The 532-nt window shown below is 59.2% G+C and carries 1 protein-coding gene; it reads right to left on the bottom strand.

Features of this window, described 5'->3' with window-relative positions; genetic code table 11:
- Positions 1 to 532 (bottom strand): NAD(P)/FAD-dependent oxidoreductase (locus tag AC1QQ2_RS15060; RefSeq protein WP_479713759.1); only part of this gene is annotated, 532 nt, incomplete at both ends.

Below are 532 nucleotides of genomic sequence, written 5' to 3'. Positions count from 1 at the left end.
AAGGCGCCAGATCGTAGCGGTAATTCGAGGTGACACCGTTTTTGCCCAGCGTCTCTAACAGCCCCTCGATCCGGCCCCAATCTAGCTTGATACCGGGGCAAACCACCAGGCGCTGATATGTGACAACGCGGCAGCCATCCAAGATAACCGCGTTGTTTTCAGGCTCGAACGCGGCCACGGCGGATTTGATCCAATGCACGCCTTTGGGAATCAGACTGCCCATGGTTTTGGCGGTGGTTTGCGCCTCGAAGATACCGGCGCCAACCATGGTCCAGCCGGGCTGGTAGTAGTGAATATCGGCCGGATCAAGAATGGCAATATTCAGCCCCGGCTTGCGCGCAAGCAAGCTGCTGGCCACAGCAATACCCGCAGCCCCCCCGCCCACGATGACCACTTCGAAATGGGCGTCGCCCGTGTCGGTGGGGGTTTTGCCACCATTGACAATACGGCGCACAACACCGGCCATGTCATATCCTGCCGCTGCCGTGGCTTGCAAAATATCGGCGGTTGTTTTCTCGCCCGCCACCGCCAA

The sequence above is a fragment of the Aestuarium sp. genome (assembly GCF_023253315.1).
Taxonomy (GTDB): domain Bacteria; phylum Pseudomonadota; class Alphaproteobacteria; order Rhodobacterales; family Rhodobacteraceae; genus Marivivens; species Marivivens donghaensis.
Note: the sequence above shows the minus strand (reverse complement) of the source record. Positions and strands in the feature narration are given on the sequence as shown.